This is a genomic window from Niallia alba (assembly GCF_012933555.1).
Classification (GTDB): domain Bacteria; phylum Bacillota; class Bacilli; order Bacillales; family Cytobacillaceae; genus Niallia; species Niallia alba.
This window is the reverse complement of record NZ_JABBPK010000001.1, coordinates 3,279,669-3,306,658: the sequence shown is the minus strand read 5'-3', so window position 1 is coordinate 3,306,658 and position 26,990 is coordinate 3,279,669. Positions and strand designations below refer to the sequence as shown.

Genomic DNA, 26,990 nt, shown 5'->3' with positions numbered 1-26,990 from the left:
TGAAAACAACCTTTTATATAAAAAGCAAAAACTACATGTAGATAGTTTTTGCTTTTTAATGTTGTATAGGACATTTAAGGTTGGAGAGGTTTTTCCGGTTGAACTTCTTTAATAGCTAAGCAAACAAGGAATAAGCTAATAAACCAATTTAATAAATAACCACTAGGAACAATTGTTTGTAAACAGTCCATAATAGCAAAGAAAATAACGGGAATAGTTGTGCTATATACAGTTATTTTCCAGCACTGTGCAAACGTTAATGTTCTGCCAAAAATCTTGGAGAAAAAGCTGCCGAACATAGCAAGTACGAGTGTTTGCAAGACTTTGTAAATAAGCATGAACAAGATATAGATAACCACTAAAATAATAATAAACACATAGGCTAATGAATCCATCGTTTGAATAAATTCAATAAGCTCCTCATTTGTTAAGGAGATATTCCCAAAAGAAGAATAATCAAATGTTTGAGCCTGTCCAGACGTTACAATTACGAATTCATTTTTTAAAAGGGCTACGGTATTTCCATAAGAATTAATTTTCGCATGATCATAGGTTCCAGAAGAATCCACAATAATGGTTAAATCAGGTTTCTCAATAATAGTTGGTTCTTTATCATTATCTGTATGGAGTGTATTATCACTTATTGTAAAAGAAGGAACTTCTTCTTCCATCGTTACACTAAACGTATGTATTGCTTCATTAATACCTTTATTTAAATAATATAAATTAGGTAGTGATGCAATAATGGTTAATAGCACCAAATAAATAATGGTCTTTCCGATACCTTGAAAACGGAAGCTTGCTATATCTTTTGGAGAATAGAGGCTTCGATAAAACTGCTTAAAAATATTCATTCTGACACATCCTTCAAAAGTTTCATCCTTATTGTATCTTTTTACAACCAATAGATACAAGTCCGAGCATTTGATTTGCATAAAAAAGTATGATAAACATGAGGCAGGGATATGTTATATTAGACAGAAGAAAAGGGGAACGTTATGGATATTATTTATTGGATTATTATTAGCGTTTTATTCATTATCGCGTTTATAGGACTGATTTATCCAATCATTCCAAGCGTGCTGTTCATTTTGGCAGGATACCTTTTGTATGGACTATTTTTTTCATTTGAAGAACTTACTATACTATTTTGGGTCATCCAAGGAATGTTTGTCATTCTATTATTTTTTGCAGATTCTATATCCAATTGGATAGGTGTTAAGAAATTTGGCGGTACCAAGGCTGGTATTTGGGGCAGTACGATAGGTTTACTCGTAGGACCTTTTGTAATCCCGGTAATTGGAATCCTTCTCGGTCCATTTATAGGAGCTGTTCTGGCTGAGCTTATTGTTAGTAAGACTAATTGGAAGAATGCACTTAAAATTGGAGTAGGCTCATTAATTGGATTTCTCAGTAGTGTAGTGACAAAGGGACTAATCCAGGCAATCATGATTGTTTATTTTTTCCTAAAAATATAAAAGGAACCAGAGGCTGGGACAAAATAAATTATATTATAGATAAAGACGAACGATTTCTCATTTAGTAGCGAAACCAACTCGTTCCATTACGCTGCAGACACTCTATGCGCTGGGGAGCAATCTAAAGCCTGTGGGGTCTATAGATTGCTCTACTTCCCGCAGGAGTTGAGTGTCCTTGCTTCATTTCACTCCATTTTAAAAGATTGTTTCGATCCATCATATTTATAAAAGAAAATATAATTAGTAGGAAATACGAAGTGTATTCAGTCTGCGGGTGATCACCACAAACCTTCTTTCTTAAAATGAATAAAACCCCGGACGATTATACGAACATTTTTTTTGCATGTACGTATAATCGTCCGGGGTTATTTGGTTAAAAATACTTATGTCCCAGCCTTATTCTTTTTAATTTAATCCACAAATTTCGGCGGGACAGTTTTGGCAGTCTACTGCTCTTTTTAAATAGGCAAGGTTTTTCACCGTAATTTTTTGATTGCTATAGTCAATTACTTCTCTTTCTCTTAAATCTTTTAATATTCGTTGAATGACTTCCCGTGTCCCAAAGGTTAAGTTTGCTAACTCTTGATGGGTGATGGGGATATCAATGAGAATTCCTTCCATATTTTTTACTCCAAATGAATGAGATAATCTTATCAATATGCTATAAAGACCACCTTTTTTTCCGTTCATAATAAGATCTTGGCATTTCATATGTGCTTTTAAATACCCGGTACTTAACCAGCTTGTAATGGAAGTCAGGAGCACAGGATCTTTTAATGCTAATTGTTCAAATTCTTTTCGATCAATGGCGAGCACATCACAATCAGTCAGGCTTTTAGCAAAGAAATAATATTTAGGAGAATGTTTGAATAGTTGGTATTCTATTAATAATTCCTCATCATGGAGAATTTTCATGATAAATTCTTTGCCTTTCTCGTGCACTCTTCCAAGAGAAATGGTTCCATTTAATAAAATATATACTTTTTGCACAGGATCTTTTTCCTGAAATAATAAAGTTCCCTTTTTTATATGTTCGATTTTTTCTATATCAAAAAAATGTTGTATTAATAAACTATATAGTGATAGTTGCACTTCATTCATAAGAAAGCACTCCTTAATAAGCCTCTTTTCTTGATTAAAAAACATTGTGAAATATTTGTCAATCTTCAAATGGGATAAAATGGAATTTGTATAGATAGCAATGATTCTATTGGTATTAGGAACGTTGATACAAAAGGGTAAATTGAAAAAATGACAATTTATCGAACTTATTTCAATAGAGCTTCTAATAGACTCGGTAATACTATAGAAGGAGAGATTTTAGAAGTGATGTTAATCACTAGAGGTAACTTGAAAAGTGTAAAATGCTATGAGAATAAATATTATTAGCTTTCTATTTACTATTTTGGTTTATAGTAAAAGGTTTTTATGAAGCGGAAAAAAGCATATATACGCATTTATTATTGCAAATTCTACTCTTAGATTACAGCAATTAATGATTTCACCTTTTTTAGCTCCAATAACCTAGTATGCCGGTGTTTAAAATTATATTAAATGGGTATTTTAAAGAGGGAATCTTTTCAAGCAAATAGATTGAAAGTAAGTTCTTTATTTGATAATGTATTGTTAAAGGGCTTCCCATATATAAATTGTCGGAATAGGACAAACCTTATAGGGGAAGAAAATAATACATATAATATTAGGAGGAATTAGACATGGCTTATTCATTACCACAATTACCTTACGCTTATGACGCATTAGAACCACACATCGATAAAGAAACGATGAACATTCACCATACGAAACATCATAATACTTATGTTACAAATTTAAACAATGCATTAGAAGGAAATGAAGAATTACTTTCTAAAACAGTAGAAGAGCTTGTATCTAATCTTGATGCAGTTCCAGAAGCAGCACGCACTGCAGTTCGCAATAACGGTGGCGGTCATGCTAACCATTCTCTATTCTGGGAAGTTATTTCTCCAAATGGTGGCGATCAACCAACTGGTGATTTAGCAGCTGCAATTGACAGCAAGTTTGGAAGCTTTGAAAACTTTAAAGAAGAATTTTCAAAAGCTGCGACAACTCGCTTCGGTTCAGGTTGGGCTTGGCTAGTTGTAAATAACGGAGAATTAGAAGTAACAAGCACTCCAAACCAAGACAATCCTTTAATGGAAGGGAAAACTCCTGTATTAGGATTAGATGTTTGGGAGCATGCATACTACTTAAATTATCAAAACCGTCGTCCTGAATACATTAGTGCATTCTTCAATGTTATTAACTGGGATGAAGTAGCAAAACGTTTTACAGCTGCACAATAATGAATAATAAAAAAAACCTGTGAAGCTTACGCTTGCAGGTTTTTTTGTGTAGCATTTCCTTAGAAGTCTTAGCATTGTTAATATTATTTTCAAAATTGTTAGTTTTTATATATAATGCATAACGAAATTCATTTTGTTAGAAACTACTCTAGAACAAAGGGGAGTTTCTATGATGAAAATAGGAAAATTAATAGGTAATGTAGAGCTAACAAAAGACTTGAAAATATTGTTGCTCACAGGGGGCTTATATTCACTCAGTGTAGCACTTTCTAATACTTTCGTTAACGTGTTTTTATGGAAACAGTCAGGTGAATTCAGAGATTTAGGCTTGTATAACCTGGCTATTATCTTGCTGCAGCTACTTACCTTTACACTTGCAGGCAGGTGGGCAAAGAAGATTGATCGGGTGATTGTATTCCGAATTGGAGTAGCCTTTCTTACCATTTTTTATTTAACCGTTTTATTAATTGGAGATAAAGCATCAACATTTCTTCTGGTCCTTGGAGCAATTCTGGGAATTGGCAATGGATTTTATTGGCTAGCCTATAATGTTTTAACATTTGAAGTGACAGAACCGGAAACCAGAGATTTCTTTAATGGCTTTTTAGGCTTGTTAAATTCGGTTGCGGGAATGATTGGACCAATGATTGCTGGATATATTATCTCCCAGTTAACAAAATCGACAGGTTATATGATTGTTTTTGGTATGTCTCTAGGTCTCTTTCTTCTAGCAGTTGTCTCTAGTTTTTTTCTAAAAAGAAGGCCAGCAGAAGGCAAATATTTTTTTAAAAGAATTGTTGAAGAGAGAAAACATAATAATAATTGGAAACTCATCACGAATGCTCATTTTTTCCAAGGCTTACGGGAAGGCGTCTTCGCGTTTATGATAACTGTCTTCGTTTATATTGCTACAGATAGTGAATTAGCTTTAGGTAAATTTGGGTTAATTAATTCAGGTATTTCCTTTATAGCCTATTATATTGTTTCGAGGACAATCAAAAATGACAATCGGAATAAGTCTATTTTAATTGGGGGAATTATGTTATTCCTTTCAATGTTTATTATCGTTTTTGATTTTTCTTATACGAAATTGTTGATATATGCAGGAACAATTGCCATTGCTTATCCATTAATTCTTGTTCCCTATACTAGTCTGACCTTTGATGTAATCGGAAAAGGCTGGAAAGCAGGAGAAATGAGAATCGAATATATAGTAGTGAGAGAATTGTTTCTGAATCTAGGAAGGCTATTATCAGTGCTCGTTTTCATTATTGGTGTCAGCATATTTAACCCTAATAAAGTAATTCCTGTATTGTTGTTTATATTAGGAAGTGGACATTCTGTGATTTATTTCTTCGCTCGAAAAATTAAATGGAAGGCTGCTTGAACCGAGAGGATCTGTTGTAAAGTTACAGATCCTCTTCTCTTTTAAAAGACTGTTTTCTATAGATGGTTGTTTTTCAATAGGGGAAATGAAGATATAGGATTATTGAGCAGCCTGAACAAACGTGGGATTCACTTAAATATCCAATATCATATAGTAATCTTTGTAAATTTCCTTTAAAATAGAAATAGGAAAGTTTTGGAGGAAATGGTGGGATCTATCATGGGGGAAAAAAAGAAAAAAAAGAGAAATCCAATACCTTTAAGGGTTAACATTATATTCTTTACGGTATTTTTATTATTTTCAGCACTTATATTAAGATTAGGATTTGTCCAAATTGTTTATGGCGATGAATATAAAAAGGAAGTAGAGAAGAAAGAGGACGTTATCATTAATACTTCTGTCCCGAGAGGCGAAATATATGATAGGACAGGTAAAAGCATCGTAAGTAATGTTGGTAAAAATGCCATTACATATACGAATTGGAAAAAGGATAAGCCAGAAAAAATGCGTGAGACAGCAGAAGAGTTAGCAAAAATTATTAAAATGGATAGTGAAAAAGATCTTAAAAAGATAACAGAAAGAGATAAAAAGGATTACTGGATTCTTATCAATCCAGATGAAGCCAAAAAGAAAATACCAGAAGAAGAAAATGACCAGCTTAAACTAAAATATAAAGATGATAATAAAGAATATCAAAAAGCATATGATGAGCTTTTGCGTGATCGTGTAACAGAAAAGGATTTAAACACACTTACCGACCTGGATCTGGAAACATTAGCGATTTATCGGGAATTTCAAAGTGGATATTACTATACCCCTCATATTGTTAAAAATGAAGGTGTAACCGATAAGGAAATTGCGATTATTAGTGAAAATTTAGAGAAACTACCTGGTGTCGATACAGTTCGTGACTGGGATAGAGAATATGAGTTTGGTGGGACATTAAAAACCGTGCTTGGGAATGTAAGTACATCACAAAGGGGAGTTCCAGCAGAAGAAAAAGATAGCTATTTAGCTAAAGGCTATAGCATGAACGATAGAGTCGGGTTAAGCTATCTGGAAAAGCAATATGAAGATGTTTTAAAAGGACAAAAGAAAAAAGTTAAATATATTAAAGATAAAAAAGATGAGATTGTCAATTCCGAAGTGCTGTCTAATGGTGCTGCAGGAAATGATTTAGTATTAACGATTGATATGAAATTACAATTAGAAGTAGAGAAAATTATTGAAGAAGAGCTTAAAAAGACGAAATATGGTTATGCTGGTACCCAATATTTAGATAGAGCATTTGTCGTATTGATGGATCCTCATACAGGGGAAGTATTAACAATGGCAGGAAAACAGTTAGGCAAAGATGATAAAACAGGAAAGCAAGTTGTTCAAGATTTCGCGTTAGGTAATATTACCACTTCTTATAATGTTGGGTCAGCAGTTAAAGGGGCTATGGTATTAACTGGTTATAAAGAAGGGGTTATTCGTCCCTATTCTGTTTTGCGTGATGAAGTAATTAAAATCAAGGATTCACCAGATTTTAAATCTCATTCAAGTTCATTGTGGGGTAATATGAATGATTTAACTGCATTAAAAAGATCGTCGAACGTATATATGGCTAAGATTGCATTGGCAATAGGTAAGGAAAGCTATACGAGACCAGGACAAACTTTAAACGTCGATCCGGCTGCATGGGATAAAGTTAGAAATTCCTTTAGCGAGTTTGGTCTAGGGGTAAGAACAGGAATCGATCTACCAAATGAAATGGCGGGCTTTAAAGGGCAAGATACAGCAGTTCCCGGTAATTTAATGTTCCTATCAATCGGGCAATATGATACATATACTAATATGCAATTAGTCCAATATGCCTCTACAATCGCTAATGGTGGTTATCGAATACAGCCGCGACTGTTGAAGGAAATAAGAGAATCAGCTCAAGGAGATGAGAAGTTAGGTCCAATCGTGCAGGAAATTCAACCGAAAGTTTTAAATAAATTAGATTTAGAACCAGGATGGATTGAACAAGTACAAACCGGATTTCGCATGGTTATGCAGCCAGGAGGAACAGGTGGGGTATTTATAGGAGCGCCATATAGCCCAGCTGGTAAGACTGGAACAGCACAGGCGTTCTACGATGGACCACTAAGAACGAATTATAATGTCCCGCCACCTGAGGTTATGAACTTAAGTTTAATCACATATGCTCCTTCTGATAATCCAGAAGTGGCCATGGCTGTATTGGTCCCGTGGGTTTACACAACAAATAATGGCCCTTCTCCTAATTTAACAATCGGAAAACGTGTTATGGATAAATATTTTGAATTAAAGAATAATAAAGAAAAAGAATAGATTAATAGACTCTTCCAATAAAACACTATCTATAGGGCTCATAATGTCTGCCTTTATAGATAGTGTTTTTGGTGTATTTTGGATAAAAGAAACGTGGATATATAGGGATTTTTTCTCCCATATTAATGAATAACATAGAAAGAAAAAGCTGATTTCAAGTGCTAAACAATCTTAGAAGATTATTCCAATTAGTTATTAATAGAATAATCTACTGTTTTCTATTACAATAGAAAAAGAATATTTAAGGAAAGTGTGATTAAACGTTGGGAAAAAAGAAAAAGAAAAAAACGATACCTGTACGTCTTAATATTATTTTCTTTTTTGTTTTTTTACTGTTCTCAGCATTGATTCTGCGTCTAGGTTTTGTGCAGATTGTTTATGGAGAGGATTATAAAAGAGAATTAGAGAAAACAGAAGATGTTACAGTAAATACCTCTGTGCCACGTGGGAAAATGTATGATGCAACTGGAAAAGTAATAGTAGATAATGTTGCACAAAAAGCAATTACTTATACCAATTCTGGTGTTAAGCAAGAAGAAATGCTCGAAACTGCTGAATTGCTTTCAAAGTATATTATAAAAGATACGAAAAAGGTAACAGAGCGGGAGAAAAAGGATTATTGGATTATAAAAAATGAAGAAAAGGCTAATCAGAAAGTTTCGGAAAAGGAAAAAGAGGCTTTAGCTGAGAAGTACCCGGATAAGGATGAATACAATAAACAAGTATATCAATTACAGCTTGATCGTATTTCAGAAGAGGATCTTAAGACACTCACTAATCATGATCTGGAAGTATTAGCTATTTATCGTGAGTTCATTAGTGGATATAAACTAACTCCACAAATGGTCAAAAATAAAGAGGTAAGTGACGAAGAATTTGCAGTAGTAAGTGAGAATTTAGAATCATTGCCCGGTGTAGATACAACAACAGACTGGGAAAGATCCTATGCATTTGGGGATACCTTAAAATCTGTCTTAGGTAATGTGAGTTCCGCAGAAAAGGGTCTTCCTGCAGAGAAATTAGATTATTATGTTTCAAGAGGATACAGTCGAAATGATCGAGTTGGAACAAGTTACTTAGAGTTACAATACGAGGATGTTTTAAAAGGTCAAAAAGAGAAAGTCCGCAATAAAACAGATAAAAAAGGCAATATTGTTAGTACCGAGGTCATCACAGAAGGAAAAAGAGGCAATGATTTAATCCTCTCCATTGATATGGAGCTTCAATTAGAAGTTGAAAAAATCATCGAGGAAGAATTGAAAAAAGCAAAAACGTTTGCTGGCACGAAATTGCTTGATCGAGCTTATGTCGTTCTTATGAATCCAAACACAGGAGATGTTCTCTCCATGGCTGGAAAGCGGCTAGTAAGAGATGACGAAACGGGAAAATTGGAAGTTCAAGATGATGCACTCGGTAATATTACTACCACTTATAACGTAGGTTCTGTTGTAAAAGGTGCTACTGTATTAACTGGGTATAAAACAGGAGCAATTTCACCAGGAACAGTCTGGAATGATACACCTGTAAAAATTGGAAATACTATCAAAAAGTCTTGGACAACAATGGGACCAATTAGCGATCTTACTGCTTTACAACGCTCATCCAATGTTTATATGTTCAGAACGGTGATGAAGATGGCTGGCGCTAACTATGTATATGGTAAACCATTATCTGTCTCACTTGATGACTTTTCCTTAGTGAGAAATGAATTTGCTCAGTATGGATTAGGAATTCGCACGGGAATTGATTTGCCTAATGAACAAGTTGGGTTTAAAGGACAAGATACACTGCCAGGTTTCTTACTGGATTTATCCATCGGACAATATGATACGTATTCCAATATGCAGCTTGCACAATATGTGTCAACCATCGCTAATGGCGGAAAACGAATGGAACCACATATTGTCAAAGAAATTCGCGAACCAGTTGCAGATGATAGTACGCTCGGTCCAATCATAGAGACAATTAAACCTAAAGTATTAAATAAGGTCGATGTGAAACCTGAATGGATTGAAAGAGTACAGCAAGGATTTAAAATGGTAGCACAAACTCCAAAAGGTACTGCTTATTCTAATTTAGGTGGAAAAGATTATTCTCCAGCGGCTAAAACAGGTACAGCAGAAGCATTTTATGATGGTCCATCTAGAAGTGATTATGGAAAAGAACCACCTCAAGTCATGAACTTAAGCTTAATTAGCTATGCTCCTTCAGATAACCCAGAAGTAGCAATGGCTGTAATGGTTCCATGGGCATATCAAGGAAGTGTCGATAATGGGGCTAATAAGAAAATCGGAGAACGTGTATTGGATGCGTATTTCGACTTGAAAAAAGAAAGAGAAAAAGAAGATAGTAAAGAAGAAAAAGAGTAAATAAAAAAGGACGAAACTAGCCAAAACTAGTTTCGTCCTTTTTTTATTATTATTACCTAAAGGTAGAAACATTCTAGTCATTAACAAAAATAGTTCGAAAAACCCCTACTTTTACATTCTGTTAACATTGATTTACAAACAGTTAAAACCAAGTTAATACTAAAGACTTATAGTTAACTTGTAAAACAAAACAACCATCCTTAGGGGGTAAAGAGAAAAATGAAGAGCTTTAAAACAGTAGGATTGACAGCAACGATTGGAACAATGTTAGCATTAGCAGCGTGTGGTGGAAATAACGATGCTAGTCCGTCAAATTCATCCGATTCATCAAAGGATAATGGAACTGAACAATTATCGGGCCAAATCAAATTAGACGGATCATCAACTGTATATCCAATTATGGAAGCAATCGTTGAAGAGTATCAAGCAGAGCAACCAAATGTAAAAGTTTCTGTTGCATCATCTGGTACAGGTGGAGGATTTAAAGCATTTATCGCAGGTGAAACAGATTTCAGTAATGCATCCCGTCCAATTAAGGATGAAGAAAAAACAGAGCTAGAGTCAAAAGGAATTGACTTTACTGAATTAAGATTAGCATATGACGGACTTTCCGTTGTTGTGAATAAAGATAATACTTGGGTTGACCATTTAACAATAGACGAGTTAAAGAAAATTTGGCTTGAAGATGGTACAGCAAAAAAATGGTCTGACATTCGTGAAGGATGGCCAGAAGAAGAAATTAAATACTATTCTCCAGGAACTGATTCTGGAACATTCGATTATTTCGATGAAGTGATTTTAGAAGATCAACCAATTGCAAAAGCGGCGACTTTATCAGAAGACGATAATATTTTAGTACAAGGTGTAACAGGTGATAAAAACGCTATTGGATACTTTGGATATGCTTATTATGCAGAAAATAAAGATAAGTTAAAAGTCGTGCCAATTGATGGTGGTAACGGCCCAGTTGAACCAACAAATGAAACAGTTGAAAGCGGAGAATATGCTCCATTATCAAGACCATTGTTCACATATGTAAAAAATGAATCGATGAAAAAAGCAGAAGTAGCTGATTTCGCTGAATTTATGATTGAAAATGCTGCAGATCTATCAGAAGAAGTAGGCTATGTAAAATTGCCAGAAGAAGAATATGAAAAAGATTTAGAATTAATTAAAGGACTTAAGTAATAAGTTTTGATGGAAAGCTTTGTACTTGGCTTTCCATCTTGCTGTTTGGATTAAGGGGGGCTAAAAGCATGATTAAGCAGGAAGTTAAAGCAAACACACCATCTGTGCAAGAGTTAATCGCAGAAAGAAAGCAAAAAAACAATATCAGTAGGGTGCTAGAAAAAATAATGCCCAAGGTATTATTGATTACAGCTATTTTATCTGTTTTAACAACACTAGGTATTCTATTTACATTAATCATTGAAACATTTACTTTTTTTGAAAGAGTAAATATAAAAGAATTTATAACGAGTAAATCGTGGTATCCATTTTCTGACCCAGGTTCATTTGGAATTATGCCACTTGTGTCTGGAACATTAAAAGTAACGATTATTGCAGGAATTGTTGCTGTGCCAATAGGGTTAGCATCTGCCATTTTTTTAAGTGAATACGCGAGTGATAAAACAAGAAGAATTATTAAACCAATTTTAGAAGTTCTTGCAGGTATCCCAACGATTGTCTACGGTTTTTTTGCTTTAACATTTGTAACACCGTTGCTTCGATCGATGATTCCTTCTTTAGAAATGTTTAACGCGTTAAGTCCAGGAATAGTAATCGGAATTATGATTACACCAATGATTGCTTCTTTATCAGAAGATGCAATGAGTGCCGTTCCAAGGGCAATGCGCGAAGGGGCTCTAGCGATGGGTTCTACTAAGTTTGAAGTTGCAATCAAGGTAGTCTTACCAGCAGCTGTTTCCGGGATTGTTTCTTCTATTGTTTTAGCTTTATCAAGAGCAATTGGAGAAACGATGATTGTGGCAGTCGCAGGGGGAAGTACACCTAAGCTCAGCTTTAACGTAACAGAATCTATTCAAACGATGACAGCTTATATTGTTCAAGTTAGTCAAGGAGATGCAGGATATGGTACAACTATTTACTACAGTATTTACGCAGTTGGATTTACGTTGTTCTTATTTACCTTCTTAATGAACTTGCTTGCCCAATACATTTCTCGTCGCTTTAGGGAGGAATATTAAGATGAAGTTAATAAATCATTCTGATGTCATAAAGAAAATGAAACCGAGATTATTGAAAAATGTCATAATGAGAGCTTTATTTTTTAGTGCAACTTTATTTGGTTTAGTTGTTCTCGGTGTTCTTTTTTATCGAGTATTGACTCAAGGAATTGGCTATTTAGATTTTCAGTTTTTAACAAGCTTACCTTCTCGAAAACCAGAAAATGCTGGAGTATATACTGCATTAATAGGAACAGTATGGCTAATGGGGGTAGTTGCACCAGTTGCTCTACTTGTTGGAGTTGGTACAGCTATTTATCTTGAAGAATATGCAAGTAAAAATAAGTTTACAAATTTCATCCAAATTAATATATCAAACCTTGCTGGAGTACCATCCATTGTCTTTGGTTTACTTGGATTAACTTTGTTTGTTCGTGCATTATCACTTGGAACAAGTGTCCTAGCAGCTGGATTAACAATGAGTTTGTTAGTTCTACCAATCATTATTGTAGCAGCACAAGAAGCAATTCGTGCGGTGCCAAATGAATTGAGAGAAGCATCATTGGGGATGGGAGCAACAAAATGGCAGACGATTGTAAGAGTAGTAATGCCTGCAGCTATTCCTGGTATTTTAACGGGAGGAATACTAGCACTATCACGTGCAATCGGGGAAACGGCCCCTTTAGTAGTATTAGGGCTACCTTTATTCCTAGCATTCTTGCCTAGAACAGTCTTTGATATGTTCACTGTATTGCCGATGCAAATATATAACTGGACAGGAAGACCACAGGAAGAATTCCAGAATCTTGCAGCCGCAGGGATTATCGTTCTATTAGTGTTATTAATTTTAATGAATTCTATTGCAGTATTTATCAGAAATAAATTTCAAAAACGTTATTAAACGTACAGGGGGAACTTCAAATGAGCACAGTTTTTGTAGACAAAGTGAAAAAAGCAGTAGAAAGCACAACAGATGTTAACACAAAAAATTCTGTTTATAAAACAAATCAGCTTAATTTATGGTATGGGGATAATCATGCATTGAAAAATATTGATTTAGATATTATGGAAAATGAGGTAACATCCATAATTGGTCCGTCAGGCTGCGGGAAATCAACTTATATAAAAACATTAAATCGTATGATCGAATTAGTGCCTGGAGTGAAAACATCAGGGGAAATTAACTATCGCGGTCGTAATATTTTTGACAAAGATTACGGGGTGGAAGAATTAAGAACAAAAGTAGGAATGGTCTTTCAAAAACCAAACCCATTTCCAAAGTCAATTTATGAAAATGTTGCATATGGACCGAAAATTCATGGTATTCGCGATAAGAAAATTTTAAATGAAATAGTAGAGAAAAGTTTAAGAGGTGCGGCAATTTGGGATGAAGTAAAAGATAGGTTAAACCAAAATGCATATGGACTTTCTGGTGGACAACAGCAGCGTCTTTGTATTGCTCGCTGCCTAGCTATTGAACCAGATGTGATTCTAATGGATGAGCCAACATCTGCTCTCGATCCGATTTCTACTTTAAAAGTAGAGGAACTTGTTCAAGAATTAAAGGAAAATTACAGCATTATTATTGTTACACATAATATGCAGCAAGCGGCACGTATCTCTGATAAAACAGCTTTCTTCTTAAATGGAGAAGTAGTAGAGTTTGATGTAACAGATAAAATATTCTCTAACCCAAAAGATAAAAGAACAGAAGATTATATTACAGGTAGATTTGGATAATTATTATAGCTGAAATCCCAAAAAGGAGACTTATACCATGCCAGTTAGAGAGAAATTTGAAGCAGGTCTTAAGGAACTACAAGGAAAATTAACAGAGCTTGGAGAATTTTCTATTCAAGCTTTACAAAGATCTTTAGAAGCACTTGAAACACAAAACATAGAAATGGCATTAGAAATTATTGATGATGATGCAGAGGCAGATAGATTGTATGAAGAAATAAATGATTTTGCTATACTTCTAATTGCGAAACAGGCCCCTGTAGCGATTGATCTGAGACGGATTATTGTTGGAATAAAGATTGCAACAGATATTGAAAGAATCGCCGATTTTGCCGTAAATATTGCAAAAGCTACTATAAGAATAGGCAATCAAGAATTAGTAAAACCGATGGTTCACGTAAAAAAGATGCTGGAAATTACGAATGAAATGCTGCGTTTATCGCTAGATGCATATAATAAGGAAGATACAAAATTAGCACGGAAAATTGCTGAGATGGATGATGAAGTAGATGGTTTGAACAAACAAGCGTTTATTGAGTTATTCGAAATCAGTAAAAATAAACCTGAATATTTGCATCAAATCTCACAGCTGACGTTTGTATGTCGCTACTTAGAAAGAGCAGCAGACCACACTACTAATATTGCTGAAAATATCTTTTATTTAGTAAAAGGTAGACAATATGATTGGTAAATGGCAAAATTTAAAAAATGATTAAAACGCCAATATAAAAAACTGGAGACAAACCTTTAACTTAAGTTTGTTTCCAGTCTAAAGAGGATGGGACATAACTAAATAGATACTCTGTAAAGACGAACAATTTCTAATATAGCTAGTAAATAGCGGCTGCTTTCGCATACTTTTTACAAGAGGAAATATAATTAGTTGGAAAAACAGAGCAGCCGGAATACACGAAGACTCCCTCCGGAAAAGTTGATATACCAACGTTTGTAGTAGATTATTGGTGAAATAAAAAATTTTTTTTAACTTATTTCAGACTTATCACAGGTGGTTTTCCCCATTTTATAAAATAACTGGGAATGAAGAAGACGCTTCGCTAGAGTCAATAGGGATTAATTGACAAAGGTACATTATTTGATGCACTTTGGTCTCTACTATTCTTACGAGAACGTACCCTCCCATGTCTCTTAGCGTCGCGCGCTTACATTCCTTCGTTTGGTTTCATCATAAGGTAGAGGCTGGCATCCTGCTCCTATATAGACTCTAAGTCATATGTCTTTTTATAAGCCAGCTACTGTGTCATCTTGTGAATTATTTTTTACATTAAGCTCTACCTTGGATATGTTAGGCGGGGAAGACGGAAATATCCTGTCTCATCCGTTCTCCATCAAACAAAACTTCTTGGTGACTTAACCCATGAAATACTTTCAATAGTTTACTACAGAGTATAACAAGTGCTTCTTTTTTCTTTAGTGGATTATTTGTCCTGGTAATATAATATTGATATAAATCGTGAAAGACCTTATTGTTTCGTATTAAAGGGAGTACTGCCCGATAGAGAAGCGATCGTAGTTTTCTTCTCCCTCGCTTTGAAAGACTTTTTCGACCAATATACTTTCCAGAAGAATTTTCTCGTAATGTTAATCCCGCTAATTTTATGAGTTGGCGTGGATGTTGATAATTCTTTAGAGATCCTACTTCTGACAGTAAATCAATCACTGTCTCTTCCCCAATACCCGGAATCGATAAGAGATAGTGAAATTCAGCTAGGTCTTCCACCATGTCTTTTAATTCTTGATTCACTGTTTCTAACTGATTTGTATATAGTTCATATTTTTGTATCAACATAACAATTTCCAGTCGTGCCATTTCAACGCCTTCTGTTAAGCCGATGGATTGTTCTGCCGCCTTTATTAATTTGGCTATTTTGGATCTTGCTGGATAGGCCAGCTGTTCTTTCTCTCGATAGAAAGTGATCAACTCTTCTACCTCTCGTCCTACTAAGTCTACTGGTAAAGGCGTCTGTTTTAACACCGCACAAGCATTCTTTCCTAACTCCTTAAAAGCAGTATAAAATTCAGGGAAATATCGGTCTGTCCATCGAATGATCTGGTTTTTTACTTTCGCTATTTCTTTCTTCACACTCCCCCGAATAGAAGATCCTTGTCTAAGTTCTGCTTCTATTCCTTCTAGCTTGCGAATAGAACTAAAATAGCCGTTTGTGATTAATTTGGCAATAACTCTCGCATCTTTCTTATCATTCTTTGTTTGGAGATTGTCATCCATTTCCTTCGATCGTTTTACATGTAAGGGATTCACAATGACGTAACGAATGCCTTTGGAGGCAAGAAATGCAGCGAGATTCATCCAATAATGACCTGTAGGTTCAAAACCGATCAAAAGATCCTTCTTTCCCTGTTTCTTCATCAATTGATGTAAGTGAATATAAAATTGTTGAAAGCCTTGATTAGACTGATGGACGGCGAAGGATTTACTTAATTCCCGTCCTCTATCATCCACTGCACAAGCATAATGCGTTCTTTTTGCTATATCAATGCCAATGATAAGAGTAGAATTAGTGACTTGATTTATTTTTTGATTACGTTTATTATTCATAGTAGATTCTCCTTGCTGCGTATTGATTGGCGTTGATACATGCATCATATAGGAGTATCTTTTTTTATGCAAGCCCCTAAAACTACCCCCACAGGAATGCTCCTATGGGATTAGCGAGACAGTCTGAGACCCTGCAGGCCACAGGCCGAAGCGGCTCAGCGCGAGCCCCATGGAAAGCGAAGTGTATTCCGGCTGCGGGGAATCGCACCAAACTTCATGGAAACATCCTTTGAAAAACAAATAAAAGCCCGAACAATTATACGGAACATTCATTAGCATCTTCGTATAATTGTTCGGAATTATCCTTGGCTGGAATACTTATGTCCCAGCCTCTTTTTATTTCACTCTTAACGGACAGTAAGACTCCCCCTCAAGCTTATGAGAATAAGAGGAAGATAGGTGGAAGATCAATTGTCTGTAAAGGTCCGATTGGTTTAACAAACCATCAGAAGGAAAACCCCCACTGATGGAAGTTTCACTCTTATGATGCATTATTTATTCCGTAAGTGTCTCGGCAATTTTTTTGTAGCTCATGTCACTAGTTAAGCGGAAGCTGCCAACTTGAATTTTTGTATGGTAGTCATTATCAATTAAATAGGTTTCAAATTCTTCTTGGTCTTTTACAATGTTTTCGTTAAATAATAACTCGGCGATCGTAGAAATACTCATACCACTGGTAATTTTAAGCGTGTAGGAATAGGTCTCCTTTTTTTCCTCTTTAGGTTCTTCTTGCTCCTCTTTATTAGCTCCCGCATTTGGTTTTGTTTGATTCTGGGTGCTTTCCTCTAATTTTGTTTGTAAATCTGTGTATTCAGCCTCTGTTAATACAGTAAAACCCTCTCTCTGTAAATAGGTAGTCGCATTTGAAACGTTTAGGGTGTTCTGTTCTTGCTTGTTGTTATCTTGATATAGATAAAAACTAGCAATTATACTTGCTGAAAGGAGCATTCCGATTGCCAACGAACGTAAATTTTGTTTCTTCATCTCGTTACTTTCCGACCCTTTCATTTATAATTTGCTGAACTTGAGTAATCGATAGGGAAGATTGATTTGCGATCTGATCAACGGGAACGCCACTTGCCGCAAGTGTCCAAACTTGATTTTTAATAATGGCATGAATTGGTTGGATATTTTCAGCCTGGTCTGATTTTGATTCTTTTATCGCAGATGATGGTTTAAAAGCAAAATTCTCTTCACCAATCATTAATTCTTCTTCAAGCACTTTTAATTTCTTTTTTATTTTATACATTTCCTGTACTTGTTGAATGGAAAGTTGGTCTATTTCTTCGCGCAAATCTTTAATAGGGTCACGAAGGAAAAAAGATAGAATTAGGAGCAATAAGGAAACTCCTATTAGTACTAGCATAACAGTTAACATAATTCACCTCAGGATAATTTCTTCATTTTAAATTATTTTAATAAAGTAAGCTTTATAGAAGCTGTCCAGTCTAAAGATATTTTATCATTTTCCATAAATAATTCCTATTTAATCAAAAAGAAAAGCTAGGTGCTTTTTACAGGACAGTTGGAAATTTCATTAATTTCTTCAAAAAATGGGAGACAATATTCGAATTCATTTGCGAAACATTTAAAAATATGTCGTAATTAAACTGTTTTTTTTTAAAGCATATGTCGAATTTGGGTTACTAAAGCAGATGGCTAAAAGGTTGAAAAAATTTTTTGAGCCCTTTAGATAAACGTACGTAAGTTAAAGCATAATCCGACAAAATCTGTTCATTGTAGCATTACCAATTCAGTGGTAACATAATAGTATAAATAGGGAACTAAAAAGAATCTTGTAGACATATACTAGTAAGTTGCGATACATACAACAAAGATAAAACAGGAAAAGAAAACAAAATTTAGAAAGAGGTGCTAGTTCTATTGATTGAACAAATTGTAAATTTAAGACGTAAAGGACTTTCTTTCCGGAAAATTGCCATCGAACTAAATTCAACTGTAGGTAAAGTTCAATACCAATGGAAAAAGTACGTAAAAGAACAAGAGGTAACTGGACAAGTAGAAGAGAAAAAGATTAATAAGGAATTACAAATGAAGAATCCTTATGTAACCGAAAATTTTTGGACAAGCATTGATTTATTAGCAAAGAAAAATGGCATGGAAGCTTGGTTAACAAGCGAAGAAACGGCATTAGTATTTTGGAGAATACCTGAAGGGAAATGGCAGCTAATTTCAACTTATTATGATATTGACCCCAATAGCTGTTCTTTGGCAATAAAGATTAACGATATAACGAGCATTATATATAATGGAAGCAATGCGCATAATTATCGTTTGCTACCGGTTGAAAATAAACAGGAATCGGTTGTACTAAAAGACTTAGTGCCAAACAGAAGTTTTTGTTTTGAAATTGGCGTCCTCGATGTTTATCAATCCTTTTTGCCTATATTACAGTCTAATTCATTACATACGCCTAGAACTTCACAAGATCATACTGGAATAATGGAAAAAGAGTTGCTGAAATGGGAAAATGGGGATGTTTCCATTCCAAATTGGATTGAGCATGTAAGTACCTATAGCTATTATGAATTAGAAGAGCAAGAGGATGTGAAAAAGAAATGAATGGTTCTTATTTTCAATTGATTGTAATCAATAAGATCCCTTTTATGAACTATTTTTCGAAAGATAAGCACGCTAAAAAGGAGTTTTATGAACAGACAATAAATTTTATAAACTTTCTTTACCATACTGAAAAGGATAATCCGTCTTATACCATTCAACTTGTTATACCACCAATATATTTGGAGATGCTGGATTTACCGTCGTTTCGAGAAGAAATAACAGAATTTTTAGAAAAAGAAGCTCAGGATGTTGAATTACTTTCTTATTGGCTTCAAAAGGAGAAAAATTTATTAAAAGTACTTAAGAAACTCATCCAAGAAAATCGAATCGAACTGCTTGGAAGTCCCGCTTCTTTCTCCCTTTTATCAAATGTTTCAACCAGTACAGGTGTTCAATTGCAAATGGAAATGGGTTTATCGATTATCGATGATTATTTAGATTATCGTCCAAAAGGATTTTGGTTTCCAGAAGGATATTTTTCACCTGGCTTGGACTTATATTTGAAAAAAGAGAAGTTAACATACAGTTATCTAAATAGTGCAACAATCTATCATAGCGATCCTTTACCAAGTGATGTTGGAATCGCAGTGGAATCCCCACATGATGTGGTTTTCTTTCCGATAGAAGAAAGTTTGTATCAGATTTTTCAAGTAGAGAATGTGACTAAACATGCCTGGGATAAAGCAATTATGGAGTTGCTTGAGTCGTATAATCATTATACAAATGAGTCGGTCTTGTCCCTACCAATTAACTTAGATAACTATGTAAAGGTGCGGGAAGATCTTAATAAAACGATCCGTTACTTAAGTGATGAAGGCTATATGGTTCATATCACGCCTAATACGTATTTAACGCAATTTAGTCAAGGGATGGATCATGTACATTTATGTGCCTCTTTCTTAAACCGTGACAGAAAAAGAAATATGCATAAACAAAGCTCTTCATATGTCTCTTTAGTTTTTATGGAAAGAGAAATTCATCAATGGAGACAAACTACTTTAAATACGGACAGTCAAAGGATTCAGAAACAGCTGGAAAAAGAATGGATAATGCTAAGCGCTTTACTTTACCAAGATAATGGGGAAAAAGAAGTAGCTGCAGACTACCTGGACGCAGCAAATAAGTTAAGTAGGTATTTGAAAGGATCTATTGATAAAGAGTGGTTATCTTTCAGAGAACAAGAGTACCCGATTTTAAATACAACAATCCAGATGACTAATCAGAAGTTAATCCAAAAGGAGTCGGCAAATAGAAAAAAAGCACTCATTTTATCATGGGAATATCCACCAAATGTAATCGGTGGTCTCGGAACACATGTAGTGGGATTAACAAGTAGTCTAGTGAAAAATGGATATGAAGTTCATCTTATTACAGCACAAGATATGAACAAAGGAGCAGAAGATGTAGAAGAAAAGGACGGTTTATTTGTTTATCGAGTCAAACCAATGCATAGTATGGAACATAATTTTATCCATTGGATTGGCGGATTAAATCTTGCAATGTGGGATAAAGCAGTAGAAATAGCTAAGCATATGACTTTCGATTTGATTCAAGCACATGATTGGCTAGTAGGTGCTGCCGCGCTTTCATTAAAGGATCAATTCCAAATTCCTTTAATCGCCACAATACATGCGACAGAGCATGGCAGAAATGGCGGAATCTATACGGAAATGCAGAAGTTTATCCATGAAAAAGAAAGGCAGCTTATACATGCAGCAGATTCTTTAATCGTTTGCAGTGAATATATGCAGAATGAAGTAATGACGGTTTTTGAAGTAGAACAAGCAAAAATTTCTGTTATCCCAAATGGAGTAGAATCTTTAAAAATGGAAGAGATTTCGCTTGCGCCAATTGAATCCTCTTATCTGAACAGTAACCAAAAAATTATTTTTGCTATGGGAAGAATGGTTAAAGAAAAAGGTTTTGGGACGCTATTAGAAGCGGCAAGAAAATTGCTTAAGAAGAGATCGGATATTTCTTTTGTTATAGCGGGAGTCGGACCAATGTATGATGAGTACCAAAAATTTATTGAGAGAAACCGACTATCGGAAAATGTCCGGTTGATAGGCTATTTACAGGAAGAACAGAAGAATGCATTTTATGCCCATGCAAATATCGTAGTGATACCGAGTTCATATGAGCCATTTGGGATTGTAGCCCTAGAATCATTAGTATTTGCAATTCCAACGATTGTTTCCCAGACGGGTGGCTTAAAAGGAATTATTAAAGATAAAGAAACAGGACTATATATGGAACCAAATAATGCAGAAAACTTAGTAGAGAATATAGAGTATTTATTGGAAAACCCATTAGTAGGTAAAGAGATTGGTCAAAATGGCAAAAAATTAGTGAGCCACCTTTTTAGTTGGAATCGAATTGGGGAAGAAACAAGAAGAGTTTTTGATGAACTAATCGTTCATGCTAAGGTGAAAGAATCCATATCTAATTAAAAATATTAGAGTAGGTGAAGATAGAATGAAAATTGAGGCTAATTTACAAAAAGACTTTCAAAGTGTTCAAAGAAAGCTATTAATGAAAAAATTAACGACAACACCTGGAATTTGGATTGATGGCAAAACATATTGGATTCAGAACGGTTATGAAAAATTAATACCTGAGCATTCCATTTCTGTGCATGTAAAGCAAATACACAAACATTCCAAAATACAATATAATGAAATTTATGTGCGTAATCATTCTACTGAAACGAAGAAAATGAAAATTCTAGTCTTAAATTACTTTACTAAAGCTTATCAAGAACATCTTTCATTTGTTTCACCTACGGAAAACGTCATCTATCATTCCATCGATGACCAGCTCTATTTAGTAAATGGGAAACATGAAACAACGAGTATCGAACAGAGAACGGTACAACCTATTTGGAATGTACACACAGAGCTTATCTGGAACAATAATCATAAAGGCATTCTTAAATATCAACCAATGGCTAAAGGTTCAAGTGTAAGTATCTTTTCCTTAAACATGGAAGTTAAGCCCCAATCAACTGGCATTAGCCGTGCTTGGTCGATAACGGGCACAGAAAAAAAAGATATTTTAGATTTGAATCATATTCTAATGAAAACAAGTACTAGCATTTCCTAACAAAAGATGTTATCATATAAAAGTCGTATGCACGAACTAGCAACCTATAGTTTGGAGGGAAATAAACATGCGTGTAAACATTACGTTAGCTTGCACTGAATGTGGTGATCGTAACTACATTTCTAAAAAAAATAAACGAAATAATCCAGATCGTCTTGAGCTAAAAAAATATTGCTCAAGAGAAAAACGTACTACAGTTCACCGTGAAACAAAATAAGCAGAAGGGGATATCCCTTCTGTTTTTTTCATATTTTAAAACAGAAGGCAAGGATGGTGTGTACATAAGATGCAGGAAAAAAAACAGTTTCGAACAAATATAATCAAACAACTACATAAAATTAGTAAGCCTCAATATGAGCAAATGTCTTATCAGATAGCTCTCCAATTATATAAGGACGTTTCCTTTACTTCTGCTAATCATATCGGGATTACCATTTCCAAATTTCCTGAAGTTGATACTTATCAAATTATTCGTACAGCTTGGCAATTAGGAAAAAAGGTAAGTATTCCAAAGTGCGACCCCGCAACTAGACAAATGACTTTTCGCCAATTAGAGCATTTTAATCAGCTTGAATCTGTTTATAGTAATTTGTTCGAACCTATTGTAGAAGAAACAGAACAAACAGATCCAGCACAAATTGATTTACTCCTTGTTCCAGGGCTAGCCTATTCGCCAAAAGGATATAGACTAGGTTTCGGAGGAGGATATTATGACCGCTTTCTGCAAAATTATAAAGGAAAGACAATATCGTTAGCTTTTTCTATGCAGCTACAGAAAGAAATCCCAAAAGAGAACCATGACCTAGCAGTCCAAAAAATAATTACAAATGAAGGGGTATTATGTACAGATGAGTAGTATTATATATCCTATTTTCATTTTTTTTGTTTCTTATTATGCTTTCAAACGTCGATCTTTAACTAAGAGTGGTGCAATTGCAGCTTTTTTCGTCGGTACAGGAATTGCGATCGGGTTTGGCTATAAAGGATTAATTGTTCTAGGAGTATTTTTTGTGTCTTCTAGTATGTTTTCAAAATACAAAGGGAAAACAAAACAATCGATGGCAGAAAAAACACAAAAAGGATCTACTCGCGATGCATTACAAGTTATGGCAAATGGAGGGTTTGCTGCCATTGCTAGTATCGTTTATTATTTTACTAAAGACTCCATTTGGATTACTGTTTTCTCCATTTTGCTTGCAGCTGCCAATTCGGATACATGGGCTTCTGAAATTGGTTCATTAAGTAAAAAAAATCCAATCTCTGTTCGAACATGGAAACCAACAGAAACAGGCACTTCAGGGGCAATCAGTGTTTTAGGGACATGGGCTGCATTAGCAGGGGCGTTTGTTATTGCATTAACAGCAATCGTATTATTTCCCATTCATTTAGGAGGATTTGTTAGCATCATTCTATTTGGATTTCTAGGGAATGTTATTGATACCATTTTAGGAGCATTTGTACAAGTGGAGTATAAGTGTCCAGTTTGTGGGAAAATTTTTGAAACAAAGTGGAAATGTCATGAAAGCCTAGTTAAGATAAAAGGGTTTGCTCTATTTAATAATGATATGGTGAATGTACTTTCTGGTTTGTTGGCAGCCTTGTTGTATTTTGTCTTCTTTCAGTAATGATTTACCATAGCCTATTTGCGGAATTAAGATACGGGAATATTTTCACATAATCAAAACGGATAAAATTAATTTTTATCACCAAACTAACTATTAGGAGGGATGGAAAAATGTCAAGAGTATTCTCCATTTTACTAATTGTGTTAGGTGGATATTATTTAATTCAAAAACGTTACCGTGTCATGAATACCATATTAAGGAATCCATTGATCCGTAAATATGCTGTAAGAGTATTATTGAGTGTTCCTAGTATAAAAAGAATGATGATGAATTCTGTTTTTGGCCGTTCGCAAAACACTATTTATCAATAACTTTCAAAAAGCATAGAATGGTTGATAGATCCTGTTTAAAACACCGAATTTATTTCAGTCATAATACCCTGTGAGATCACACAGGGTATTTCCTTTGCTATTATAGTTTCTAAATTTCTTTAAAGGGTAATCTGTAAAATACGGTTTCCCTTTATTATTAGCAAACATTAAAACATGATCTAGCTACATATATTAGCTGCATAGAGTATAATTTAATGGTATTTTATTATAAAAAAGGAAATGATAGACCCTTTATAGTATTGTTAAGGAAAAGGTGATTTCCTAAAAATGACGACGTTTCTTTTTTAAGCAACTGGAGAATGAAAAAAGAGAAGTTTATACAGTGTTCGGAGAGTAGGGAGAGAACAGATGGAGATAGAACAATATAAATATTGGAGATTAGTCGATTTTTTAGTGACTGAATGTCAGTATAAAATAATTTATCTATCAGAAGACCAACAAGAGATATGGCTAGAGGAGCAAAGCGGTGCAATAAAGTATCCCGTTATTCGTTTATTTCGTATTGATTTGGATTGGAGTAATTGGCTAAGTAGAGATATGGAAAGAACCTCATTAAATGCTGAAAGAATTAGACGTACATTGCGCAATCGCTCTCTTAAAGTGGAGAGTATGTATATAACAGCTTTTCCTCCTGTCGATTCCTTTGCACATTTAATTGATAAGCCATTTATTAGTGCGGATAAAAAAGTAGAAATTAAAACAGTCCTTCTCGATCGGTCTATCGAAGAATGGGAGTTAGCTGGACATACTATAGCTGACTTGAATGTCGTTCCTGATACAGAGGAAGAACGAAACGCACAAATTGAAACATATAAAGAAGATGTTTTTACCCATATAAAACAAAATGAACAAGAAGAAAGACAGCTGTTTCATTTTGGCAAACCTTTTATATCTTATCTTTTTATCGCTATTCAAATTATTATGTTTTTCTTAATGGAAGGAAGTGGGGGAAGTACCAACAGTGAAACGTTAATTAATTGGGGGGCAAAAGTAAATTATTTAATCGCCGATGGGGAATGGTGGCGACTAATAACGCCGATTTTCTTACATATTGGGATATTACATTTACTAATGAATTCGATTGCACTATATTATGTGGGACCATTAATTGAGCGGATTTTTGGAAACAGTCGATTCTTATTTATTTATCTATTTGCTGGGTTTAGTGGGGTATTTGCGAGCTATTTATTAAGTCCCTCTTTATCTGCTGGGGCAAGTGGTGCCATTTTTGGATGTTTTGGGGCTCTTCTTTATTTTGCCTGGCAATTTCCAAAGCTTTTTTTTCGCGTGATGGGATGGAATGTTATCATTATTATCATTATTAATCTTATTTTTGGATTTACTATTCAAGGAATCGATAATGCCGGCCATATTGGCGGTTTAGTAGGTGGATTTTTGGCGACTGCTATCGTCCATTTTCCCAAGAAAAAAAGCTGGAAAATCCAGCTCAGCGCTTTGGTTATGACCTTATTACTGATAGGTATAGGGATTAGCTATACGGCGAGTACAGCTGTGTTACATAGAGTGGATAAATCCGCACTTAATTTGGTTAATAATTACATAAATGATGAAAAATACGCGCAAGCTGAAGAAGTGTTGAATAAAGTTGAATTTAAAAATAATGAAAACTATTATTTCTTACTTTCTTATATTCAGCTTAAGAATAAGGAATTTGCCAAAGCAGAAGAGAATCTTCAAAAAACAATCGCTTTGAATCCGCAATTTCATGAGGCTTATTATAATTTAGCCGTAGTCAGTCTTTATAATGAAGATTTAACCAAGGCAAGAGAATATATACAAACAGCGATAGAATTAGACGAAAATAATCTTAAATATCTTCGTTTATGGGATAAAATTAAAGAGTAGATATTTGCTGCCTTAAAACAATTGGCTCATCATCTGCTGTGGTAAATAAGATAAGAAGATGGTTGTCACTAATTAAAATTATTGGAATAGAACTTCCGATGGGATCTGCAATGGTTCCATCTTCTTTTATAATGCCAAGGAAATAGTTTTTGTAAAGTCCCTCTGTTAATTGTCCGATAATTTTGGCGCTTTGTTCCTTGGAAAAATGCGGGAGAGGTGCATCGTTGTATGGTGTTAATTCTGTAAGTAAAAGTTTAGTATGGTATTGATCAGCTGAAATATGGAATTTCTTTAACCCTTGACGATAAGCGTACTCCGCATAGTCAAATGCCTCTTTATCTAATGTTTTGGCCCAATCCTTTTCTACTAAGTTATTTGGATGATGAAAAAAAATAGGTGTGTTTTCAAATTTTGAGTTGATAACATATAAATTATCGGCAGAAATTTTTTGTGAGCTGAATATTCTTTCACTGGCATCATGTATTTCGGCATAATGAAAAGTAATAGCTTGTAAATAGTTGCTTTCTCTTTCAACGACTGTCTTTTTCTCGGAAAGTTCTAATGTATTTTGCTTCCATTCTCCCATCGTGCTTATCAATTTCCCATTTGCATACAGTAAGCTCATGTCTTGTCTTAAATAGGCTAGCTTATTAATAGAAGAATTACTTTCCCAAAGAATGCTGTATTCATCAAATCTTTTTTTGCTAAAGGTAAGCGTTGTATTTGCTTTTGGAAAGGTCACAGTAGGATCTATTGGAAAATAAGTTATACTCTCCTTTGCAATCTGCTTTTGTTGAAAAATATAGAAAATAGAAACGAGAATGAGAAGAGATAGAGTTAAACGAATAAAATCTTTTTTCATTATTTTCACCGCTCCATCTTAAGAATGCTAATGTGGCATAAGCCTGTCTTATATACACTTCTTTCATTATATGAATAAAAAAGAAAAATATGATAAAGAAAACTAACCATCAGTGGAGGTTTTTCTTTATCTTCCACTGATGGTTAGTTGCTCCTGCTGCCTGGGATAAAGGCTTGGTATTTAAGAGAAATTGATTCACTCTTTTTTGCTTTTTGACGAGG

The 26,990-nt window shown here is 34.5% G+C and carries 24 protein-coding genes; 18 read left to right on the top strand and 6 right to left on the bottom strand.

Features of this window, described 5'->3' with window-relative positions:
* Positions 1 to 74: 74 nt before the first annotated feature.
* Positions 75 to 854 carry a DUF1189 domain-containing protein gene (locus tag HHU08_RS15930; protein WP_016203004.1) on the bottom strand — a complete coding sequence of 260 codons (780 nt, stop codon included), beginning with the start codon at positions 852 to 854 and terminating at the stop codon, positions 75 to 77.
* 144 nt (positions 855 to 998) lie between these two features.
* Here HHU08_RS15930 and HHU08_RS15925 point away from each other — a divergent pair, with 144 nt between their 5' ends.
* A complete protein-coding gene (locus HHU08_RS15925) occupies positions 999 to 1,478 on the top strand; it encodes a DUF456 domain-containing protein (protein WP_016203005.1) in 480 nt (159 codons plus the stop codon).
* Between the two features lie 405 nt (positions 1,479 to 1,883).
* On the opposite strand, the gene HHU08_RS15920 is transcribed toward HHU08_RS15925, so the two are convergent.
* Complete coding sequence (locus HHU08_RS15920; protein ID WP_169188845.1) at positions 1,884 to 2,579, bottom strand: Crp/Fnr family transcriptional regulator; 696 nt, start codon at positions 2,577 to 2,579, stop codon at positions 1,884 to 1,886.
* 614 nt (positions 2,580 to 3,193) lie between these two features.
* Here HHU08_RS15920 and HHU08_RS15915 point away from each other — a divergent pair.
* The 9 genes from HHU08_RS15915 to phoU all read left to right on the top strand — a co-directional run bounded on the left by HHU08_RS15915 (position 3,194) and on the right by phoU (position 14,515).
* Positions 3,194 to 3,802 (top strand): superoxide dismutase, encoded by a 609-nt coding sequence (locus tag HHU08_RS15915; protein ID WP_169188844.1) that lies wholly within the window; start codon positions 3,194 to 3,196, stop codon positions 3,800 to 3,802.
* Positions 3,803 to 3,971: 169 nt separating this feature from the next.
* On the top strand, positions 3,972 to 5,189 hold the full coding sequence (locus HHU08_RS15910; protein WP_169188843.1) for an MFS transporter: 1,218 nt from the start codon (positions 3,972 to 3,974) through the stop codon (positions 5,187 to 5,189).
* Positions 5,190 to 5,408: 219 nt separating this feature from the next.
* On the top strand, positions 5,409 to 7,529 hold the full coding sequence (locus HHU08_RS15905) for a peptidoglycan D,D-transpeptidase FtsI family protein (protein ID WP_169188842.1): 2,121 nt from the start codon (positions 5,409 to 5,411) through the stop codon (positions 7,527 to 7,529).
* Between the two features lie 263 nt (positions 7,530 to 7,792).
* Positions 7,793 to 9,898, top strand: a complete 2,106-nt coding sequence (locus HHU08_RS15900) for a peptidoglycan D,D-transpeptidase FtsI family protein (RefSeq protein ID WP_169188841.1) — start codon at positions 7,793 to 7,795, stop codon at positions 9,896 to 9,898.
* Positions 9,899 to 10,117: 219 nt separating this feature from the next.
* A complete protein-coding gene (locus tag HHU08_RS15895) occupies positions 10,118 to 11,086 on the top strand; it encodes a PstS family phosphate ABC transporter substrate-binding protein (RefSeq protein WP_169188840.1) in 969 nt (322 codons plus the stop codon).
* Between the two features lie 68 nt (positions 11,087 to 11,154).
* Complete coding sequence (pstC, locus tag HHU08_RS15890) at positions 11,155 to 12,105, top strand: phosphate ABC transporter permease subunit PstC (RefSeq protein WP_169188839.1); 951 nt, start codon at positions 11,155 to 11,157, stop codon at positions 12,103 to 12,105.
* A gap of 1 nt (position 12,106) precedes the next feature.
* The gene (pstA, locus tag HHU08_RS15885; RefSeq protein ID WP_016203013.1) at positions 12,107 to 12,985 is read left to right on the top strand and encodes a phosphate ABC transporter permease PstA; all 879 of its coding nucleotides are present in this window, start codon (positions 12,107 to 12,109) and stop codon (positions 12,983 to 12,985) included.
* Between the two features lie 20 nt (positions 12,986 to 13,005).
* A complete protein-coding gene (gene pstB, locus HHU08_RS15880) occupies positions 13,006 to 13,824 on the top strand; it encodes a phosphate ABC transporter ATP-binding protein PstB (protein ID WP_016203014.1) in 819 nt (272 codons plus the stop codon).
* 37 nt (positions 13,825 to 13,861) lie between these two features.
* Positions 13,862 to 14,515, top strand: coding sequence for a phosphate signaling complex protein PhoU (phoU, locus tag HHU08_RS15875; protein WP_016203015.1), 654 nt, complete (start codon positions 13,862 to 13,864; stop codon positions 14,513 to 14,515).
* 612 nt (positions 14,516 to 15,127) lie between these two features.
* Here phoU and HHU08_RS15870 read toward each other — a convergent pair.
* From HHU08_RS15870 to HHU08_RS15860, 3 genes are all read right to left on the bottom strand, one after another.
* Positions 15,128 to 16,399 (bottom strand): IS110 family RNA-guided transposase, encoded by a 1,272-nt coding sequence (locus HHU08_RS15870; RefSeq protein WP_169188709.1) that lies wholly within the window; start codon positions 16,397 to 16,399, stop codon positions 15,128 to 15,130.
* Positions 16,400 to 16,894: 495 nt separating this feature from the next.
* Entirely contained in the window at positions 16,895 to 17,383 is a 489-nt protein-coding gene (locus HHU08_RS15865; protein ID WP_169188838.1) for an endolytic transglycosylase MltG, read from the bottom strand.
* Positions 17,384 to 17,387: 4 nt separating this feature from the next.
* Entirely contained in the window at positions 17,388 to 17,738 is a 351-nt protein-coding gene (locus tag HHU08_RS15860) for a hypothetical protein (protein ID WP_328019316.1), read from the bottom strand.
* A 545-nt stretch (positions 17,739 to 18,283) separates the two neighbouring features.
* On the opposite strand from HHU08_RS15860, the gene HHU08_RS15855 reads away from it, so the two are divergent.
* The 8 genes from HHU08_RS15855 to HHU08_RS15820 all read left to right on the top strand — a co-directional run bounded on the left by HHU08_RS15855 (position 18,284) and on the right by HHU08_RS15820 (position 25,907).
* Entirely contained in the window at positions 18,284 to 18,982 is a 699-nt protein-coding gene (locus HHU08_RS15855; protein WP_016203019.1) for a DUF4912 domain-containing protein, read from the top strand.
* Positions 18,979 to 21,432: a glycosyltransferase gene (locus HHU08_RS15850; RefSeq protein WP_169188836.1), complete on the top strand. Its 2,454-nt coding sequence runs from the start codon at positions 18,979 to 18,981 to the stop codon at positions 21,430 to 21,432. The genes HHU08_RS15855 and HHU08_RS15850 overlap by 4 nt, the downstream gene beginning before the upstream one ends.
* Positions 21,433 to 21,457: 25 nt before the next feature.
* Positions 21,458 to 22,084 (top strand): hypothetical protein, encoded by a 627-nt coding sequence (locus tag HHU08_RS15845; protein WP_169188835.1) that lies wholly within the window; start codon positions 21,458 to 21,460, stop codon positions 22,082 to 22,084.
* Between the two features lie 67 nt (positions 22,085 to 22,151).
* Positions 22,152 to 22,301 (top strand): 50S ribosomal protein L33, encoded by a 150-nt coding sequence (gene rpmG, locus HHU08_RS15840; protein ID WP_016204868.1) that lies wholly within the window; start codon positions 22,152 to 22,154, stop codon positions 22,299 to 22,301.
* 69 nt (positions 22,302 to 22,370) lie between these two features.
* A complete protein-coding gene (locus HHU08_RS15835; RefSeq protein WP_169188834.1) occupies positions 22,371 to 22,940 on the top strand; it encodes a 5-formyltetrahydrofolate cyclo-ligase in 570 nt (189 codons plus the stop codon).
* A complete protein-coding gene (locus HHU08_RS15830) occupies positions 22,933 to 23,709 on the top strand; it encodes a DUF92 domain-containing protein (RefSeq protein WP_169188833.1) in 777 nt (258 codons plus the stop codon). The genes HHU08_RS15835 and HHU08_RS15830 overlap by 8 nt, the downstream gene beginning before the upstream one ends.
* Positions 23,710 to 23,819: 110 nt before the next feature.
* The gene (locus tag HHU08_RS15825; RefSeq protein ID WP_169188832.1) at positions 23,820 to 24,020 is read left to right on the top strand and encodes a hypothetical protein; all 201 of its coding nucleotides are present in this window, start codon (positions 23,820 to 23,822) and stop codon (positions 24,018 to 24,020) included.
* A gap of 369 nt (positions 24,021 to 24,389) precedes the next feature.
* Positions 24,390 to 25,907 (top strand): rhomboid family protein, encoded by a 1,518-nt coding sequence (locus HHU08_RS15820; protein ID WP_169188831.1) that lies wholly within the window; start codon positions 24,390 to 24,392, stop codon positions 25,905 to 25,907.
* On the opposite strand, the gene HHU08_RS15815 is transcribed toward HHU08_RS15820, so the two are convergent.
* Complete coding sequence (locus HHU08_RS15815; RefSeq protein WP_169188830.1) at positions 25,897 to 26,769, bottom strand: hypothetical protein; 873 nt, start codon at positions 26,767 to 26,769, stop codon at positions 25,897 to 25,899. The two genes, HHU08_RS15820 and HHU08_RS15815, sit on opposite strands and share 11 nt — an antisense overlap.
* Positions 26,770 to 26,990: the final 221 nt, after the last annotated feature.